This window comes from Paraburkholderia ultramafica, assembly GCF_902859915.1.
Taxonomy (GTDB): domain Bacteria; phylum Pseudomonadota; class Gammaproteobacteria; order Burkholderiales; family Burkholderiaceae; genus Paraburkholderia; species Paraburkholderia ultramafica.
The window spans coordinates 1-5,896 of sequence record NZ_CADIKK010000092.1; the positions used below are offsets into that span (position 1 = coordinate 1).

Annotated in this window: 7 protein-coding genes; all 7 read right to left on the reverse strand. The window is 55.6% G+C overall.

The genetic code is table 11. The annotated features are described in order from the left end of the window. Positions 1 to 209: 209 nt before the first annotated feature. On the reverse strand, positions 210 to 1,130 hold the full coding sequence (locus tag HV744_RS35900) for a proline dehydrogenase family protein (protein WP_175153990.1): 921 nt from the start codon (positions 1,128 to 1,130) through the stop codon (positions 210 to 212). A gap of 363 nt (positions 1,131 to 1,493) precedes the next feature. Further along, positions 1,494 to 1,748, reverse strand: coding sequence for a hypothetical protein (locus HV744_RS35905; protein ID WP_175153991.1), 255 nt, complete (start codon positions 1,746 to 1,748; stop codon positions 1,494 to 1,496). A gap of 15 nt (positions 1,749 to 1,763) precedes the next feature. Next, positions 1,764 to 2,096, reverse strand: coding sequence for a barstar family protein (locus HV744_RS35910; protein WP_175153992.1), 333 nt, complete (start codon positions 2,094 to 2,096; stop codon positions 1,764 to 1,766). Positions 2,097 to 2,307: 211 nt separating this feature from the next. Beyond that, positions 2,308 to 2,565 (reverse strand): hypothetical protein, encoded by a 258-nt coding sequence (locus HV744_RS35915; protein ID WP_175153993.1) that lies wholly within the window; start codon positions 2,563 to 2,565, stop codon positions 2,308 to 2,310. 278 nt (positions 2,566 to 2,843) lie between these two features. After that, positions 2,844 to 3,218, reverse strand: coding sequence for a hypothetical protein (locus tag HV744_RS35920; RefSeq protein ID WP_175153994.1), 375 nt, complete (start codon positions 3,216 to 3,218; stop codon positions 2,844 to 2,846). A gap of 100 nt (positions 3,219 to 3,318) precedes the next feature. Continuing rightward, complete coding sequence (locus HV744_RS35925) at positions 3,319 to 4,353, reverse strand: hypothetical protein (protein ID WP_175153995.1); 1,035 nt, start codon at positions 4,351 to 4,353, stop codon at positions 3,319 to 3,321. A 308-nt stretch (positions 4,354 to 4,661) separates the two neighbouring features. Continuing rightward, the gene (locus tag HV744_RS35930; protein ID WP_175153996.1) at positions 4,662 to 5,564 is read right to left on the reverse strand and encodes a DMT family transporter; all 903 of its coding nucleotides are present in this window, start codon (positions 5,562 to 5,564) and stop codon (positions 4,662 to 4,664) included. Positions 5,565 to 5,896: the final 332 nt, after the last annotated feature.

A 5,896-nucleotide genomic window follows, 5' to 3' on the forward strand; every position in this document is an offset into this window, starting at 1 on the left:
TGGTTGATGTCATGCGCAACGCCAATCCTGCCTTCCGGTCCGGCCGGTCACGTTGCCGAAATCGTCGGTCACGATCCCGAAACGGCCGGTCACGTTCGTCCGAAATACGCAGAACGACCCACACCGGTCAGCCGGTCCTCTCGAAAGCAGCCGTTCGAACCGGAACCAACGCTCTGGTCGGTCCCGATCCACGGGGCGTGCTGTAACTGCTAGCGAGTCCGATCGCGACGTATCATCGCCGACAGGATATATCCGGCAATTCGTGGATTCTCCTTGATTCGCCGAGTGCTATAACCATACCAGTCATACCCGTATGGCACGTAGACGCGGACGTTAAATCCTTGCGCAAGCAGAGCGTCACGCAGCGGTTCGCACACCCCCAGCAACATCTGGAACTCGAATCGTGACCTGTCGATTTGTTCGCGTTGCAGCCAATTGGTCAGAGCATCGATCAATTGTGCATCGTGCGTTGCAATGCCGACGAATGATCCCGCCTGAATTGCGGTCGAAACGTGCCGAACGAAGTGTGAATTGATCGCGGCCCGATCCATCGATGCACCGTCGACGAGATGCTCCTTCGCTTCTGCATAGATCCCCTTGCAAATACGCATGCGACTCTTGCGTGCCTGGAGTGGAACGATGTCATTATTTGTGCGCGTCAAATAGGCTTGCAGTGCGATTCCGATTGGATATCCGTCGGCTTCGAGGTTCAAGAACGCGTCGAGAGTTTTCTGGGTGCAACTGGTGTCCTCCATGTCGATGCAAGCGCTGATCCCATGCGATGCTGCCTCTCGCAGAATCACCGAGACCCGCGCCATGCATGCGTCTTCGTCGAGATGCAACCCAAGCGCGGTCAATTTTATCGACAGCTCGGGGGGCTCATTTTGCGCGCCGACTGCCTGGACGAGATTGAGATAATCGCGCGCCATCGACTCTGCCTGCTCCGAAGACGACGCGGTTTCGCCCAACACATCGACGGTTGTTCTGAAGCCTGCTGCGTGGAGCGCGTGGATGCGCGTGCGGGCATCGCAAAGCGTTTCGCCGGCGATATAGCGGCGGGAAATCTTACGGATCAGTGAACGGGGAACGAGCGGGATGGCGTGCGCTGCCATCGTATTGAAAATACGCATGTTGTGGTCTCGTGAAAATGCATTCGCACGAATCTGGACGTGATATGTCGATTCGAGCGATATCTCCGGACTGTTATCGACAACAATCCGGGACAAATTCCAAGGCGGGTGCAATCACTGCACCAGCTCAGGCTTTCAGTGCGTTTTCGAGGGAGGCCAGGCAGCTGCGTACATTGTTCGAGTGGACTCAGTACAGGGTCGATTAGTGCCCGCTTTCGCTACGTCAGTCAGGCATCGCGAATCGTAGCACGAAGGAGCCTTGGCCATAAGTCGATGCGCGAGGCATCGGGGTTGTTGTGATTGTTAGCGATCGGCGCAGGGGTGGCAAACGGCCGTTTGTGGTCGCACACTGTAGTTTGCTGATCAGCCTGATTGAAGGTTGGCTACGCAGTCCAGGATTGCCTGTGCGAACTGTGGATTGGATAAATCGATACCGACACGCGCGAGCGAAAGCAACAATTGCTCGACGCCTTCAACCACCCCGACGATGCGCCCGTTTTCGACGGGGTCGCTAAAGCTGGGAAGCGCTTCCGGCAAGTGGGATTCGATACTTGCGATTCCGTCCTCAAGCGTGAGGTCGATTCCAAACGGCAGCAAAAATTCCCGATTCTTATCCATATCTCCAATATCGAGTCAGTCGTAATACGACAGTGCGATCAAAGCGGCCCCGTGCTCGCGCGTTCGACGCCAGTTCACGAAAGCACACGCGTCTTGCAAAGCCCCGAACTGATCTGGGCAGCGTCTCCTGAAACTGTTGACAGCGCCAAGCTGTATCGCCAACGTGTCCCCCCGTCTAACGCGCACGCCCGTCATCTCAGCCTCGGGCTCATCGAGGTAACTCAAACAGTCAATCAACGCGTCCATGTTGTTGCCATAAAACGCGGGGAAACCAAATATCTGCGAGAAGACACGATGGAAGGAAGGCCAATCCGTGATTTCAGTCGTGTCTACGAACACTGTCGTCATCGCGCTTTTCCGTTTTCTGTTTCGCCAATTCCAACCCCATTGCACCGTTTTCACACGTCCACGCCCGGCTCACCGACGGACCGGTACGGTAATTGTCACCGATCCGGGCGTTGACGTCGAACGGCCGAAACTGGCCGACCTCTGCCTGACGGCGATCGGCAGCACGCGACCCTGAACGGTCTGTCGCCACGGCCTAAAGCAGCCATTCGCTTCACTCGAAAGCACGCTGTATCTGGTTGATTAGGGCTGCAAGTTCTGGCTTATCACCCCACATGTCAAATTCCCGAGTCGCAATCAGCCCCATCGTAAGCGGTCCCTGTTTAGGCTCCGACGGCTCACCGGAAATTTGAGCGCGGCACCACAGCAGTTGACGGTGAATGCTCTGTAAGTTTGGCCACGTTGCAGTCAGCATGGGTCCGATGGCCGACAATGCCTTGTCGATCTTAGGCAGCAGTTCAGCGTTCGTCATCACAATCCACAAAGCGAGCCTTACTTCGAGAAGATGTTCGCCGAGTCATCCACATGCAGTGGAAAGCCATGATTCGTGCACCAATCCATCAACTGGACGTGAACCGAACTCCAGTATGGGCGCGCCCACATCGGGGCTCGATCTTGCCAAGCTGCCTGTGTGGGAATGTAGACCGAGGGAACCCCCATCGGCATCTCAAGAATGAATTCGCCGAGCTGGCAGGAGCAAACTAGTTCTTCTTTCCATTGAGGGCGAAAGGTAAAGTTCATAGCAATCAGCTAACCCATAACGCTGCCATCCGCGCCGTAAACTTTGCACTCGTCGCCTTGCACTTTCGAGTCAAGCATCTGCGCTAGCTGCCACATCTTGCGGAGATTCTCACCGTCAGGATTCTTGACTACTACATTGCCTTGCCGAAAATCAAACCACGCCGCGTTCCCACTCACACCGCTTCCTGTGTGGGCGGTCCAGACGGCTAACCCGGTGTTATCTATCCGTAAAACACTGCCGTCGCCCACGACCGCACTCGCGCAGCCATCGAGACGCATATCTGGGTCGGACTGAACAAGCGCCTTCCATTCGTCAATGCCAATTTTCGGTCCGCTTTCGTCGAACCAATTTTCTTTGCGGGTGATGTGGACGTCGTATCCCATAACTTTGTATCTGAACTCGCGGTTGGTGCCCAACGCTACATTGAAACGATCTAGTAACCTACCTCTCCAGCAGTTTTTAATGGCAATCGTGCGGCCGGTATTATTCCGGTGTTGCCGCTGCCGGATTGACCCACAGGTTCTTTCGTGTCTTGTCCGTCTTGCTGGCAACCGTCTTCAGCTTGTTTAGCAGCGGCTCGAAGTGGGTCAATGAGCAGACTATGAAATGTCCAAAGTATTTGCTAAGTCTCGCCCGTGAATATTCACCGGTTAGTTCTTCACATGCCGTAGATGGGAGCGCGAAATCGTGAACTCCGGCTTCTTTCCGCGCCGCATCTATCCAGTCGGTGGCACCGGACTCAACTAGTTCGGCCAGTGCTTCACAGGCGGTTTGCCGATGTCGCTGGAAGTCCTGCGTCTGCTCGCAGTAGACCACGACCCACGGGGCAGGAGTCGCAAGGTCCGTTAGCATCTCTGCATTCTCCACGCTTGCGATTGTCGTGTCCGTTTTTGCGACCAGTATTTCCGATGTCGTCAACAGGATCGGACAGTAGAGGAAGGGATAGCACTCATCTGGGTGCATACCCATGTTCCATTCGATTACTTCCGTTACCAGGCGGGGCAGAGCGTATTGAAGTTGCGCTAAGCCTCGTCTTATTTCTGCGTCATGCACCGCTCCGCTGTTCAGGTCGATCTCGACACCTTTGAGACAAAAATTCGCCTTGTTGTCGAAAGCGATAGAAGGCTCATCTTTCAGCATCACGGGCGCAAAATCATCTACGATCCGCAGCGTATGGCCCAAGGTAAATGGCGAGTCGTCTCCCCGGTTCGGGTCGGGAAAGAACAGCCACCGGTTGCTCCGATGCCGATGCTTGCACTCGATCAACATATGGAATTCTGTTTTGATCTCATTCGGTCTGCGATACGGCAGATAGATTGACGCGTGAAGGTCAACTGAGAAGTCATCTCTTCCCTGCGCGCCGTGCCGCGTATAAGAATAGTCGGCACTGGTGGAAAATCCATGCTTCACCAGCAGTTTGGATACTTCGAATTCCATCGGCACGCTGGAGGACAGCAGGTTGTCCTTCCAGCTCTTTTTTTCTTTGGGATTCTTCTCGTCTGTCTTCTTCTCTGCCACGGCCGTGCGCCTCTCGTATGCCTATTTGAATGCTGCGGATCGTAGCATGGCGAGGGTCGCGATCCGCAGATCATCCCACGTGTGTGGCTATGGATTTGAATCCAGATCGTCAACGGCTCCCATCTTCTTCGTGTTGAGCGGCCGCTCCTGGCCGACCACTACCTCATGCGCTCTGCATGCCCCAGCTTGCGCCGCGACACCTTCGGCGGTCGGCAGCACGTGACCCCGAACAGGGCATGAAAGCGGTCGTTCAACGTGTCGAATCTCGCGCGGACAAAGAACTTGCGACTGTGCAAAACACTTTGCCTTCAAGCAAGCGGACCTTCGGTATCCTTTCTCCTTACTGCGACGGCAATTGCACTACCGACAATCAACGCAATTCCGAGGAAGGACAGTGGTTGCATAGTCTCATGCCATATGAGGTAACCGAACACCGCAGCCCACACGATGCTCGTGTAGTTGTAGGGTGCGAGTCTCCCGGCATCCGCCTGACGAAAAGCGACCGTCATTAAAAGTTGCCCTGCTGTCGCGAAGACTCCAAGAATTGCCATGATCACCAGCGCACGAACCGACGGTGTCCGCCAATTGACCATGAGCGTGCATCCGGTAACGACCGTTCCCACCATAGTGAAAAAGAGAACTGTCGTCTCCGAGTCGTCGGTAGAACGGATGCGTTTTATCTGCACGATGGATAGTGCGCCAAAGACGGCGCTCAGTAGAAGGAGCGTCGGGCCTAGCCAACTCGACTGACCGCCGCCCGGGCGCACCACAAGCAGCACCCCAAAGAATCCAACAAGCGCTGCCGCAACCGCCTGCCGTGTTAGGCGTTCTCGCAGAATCAATGGTGCGAGGAGGATAACGATCAACGTCTCCGAATACGCAAGTGCAACCGCTTCACCCAATGGGACGTAAGGCAATCCGGCGAAGAACAGGCCCGATGCGCCCAGAAGCATCAACGCCCGCGCCGTCTGCCCTCTAAGATCGATATTGGCCAGTCGCTCAGTCAGGGATAGACGTCCCGCGCAGCACATCGCCACCGCCGGAACCAAGCCGAACAGCATCCGAAAGAAGGTCACCTCATTTGCTGGGTATCGCAGCGCAACCGTCTTCGCCAACGCGTCCACCACGGCAAAGCAAAACATCGAAGCGAGTATGCTACCGATGCTGCTCAGGGGAAGAGCGTTGGCGTGCGTTGCGCTGGAGGATGACATGATTTGCGGCAATTATGGTTAGAGCAGACATGATCTCATAGGCGTGATCGTGGGGCCGAACCGCGAATCAACGCCTTGTATGCGCTATCGCGACCGCGCTGCCGGCGATTAATGCGCCGTGCATAGAATTTTGTCGTGCCAGCCGAGGAGAAGGGCCGTACTCACCTGTTATCGCTGCTGATTGTTGACGATCCAGGCACGGAAGTCGAGCGACTGAAATTGGCCGAGATGGAATGGACACCGCCCTCCCTTCGGGGATGCAGGGGCCGGCAGAGAAGCGGAGGCCCTCCAGAACCGAACGGCATCAATGTGCCAGAGTGGAGTTTCAACAC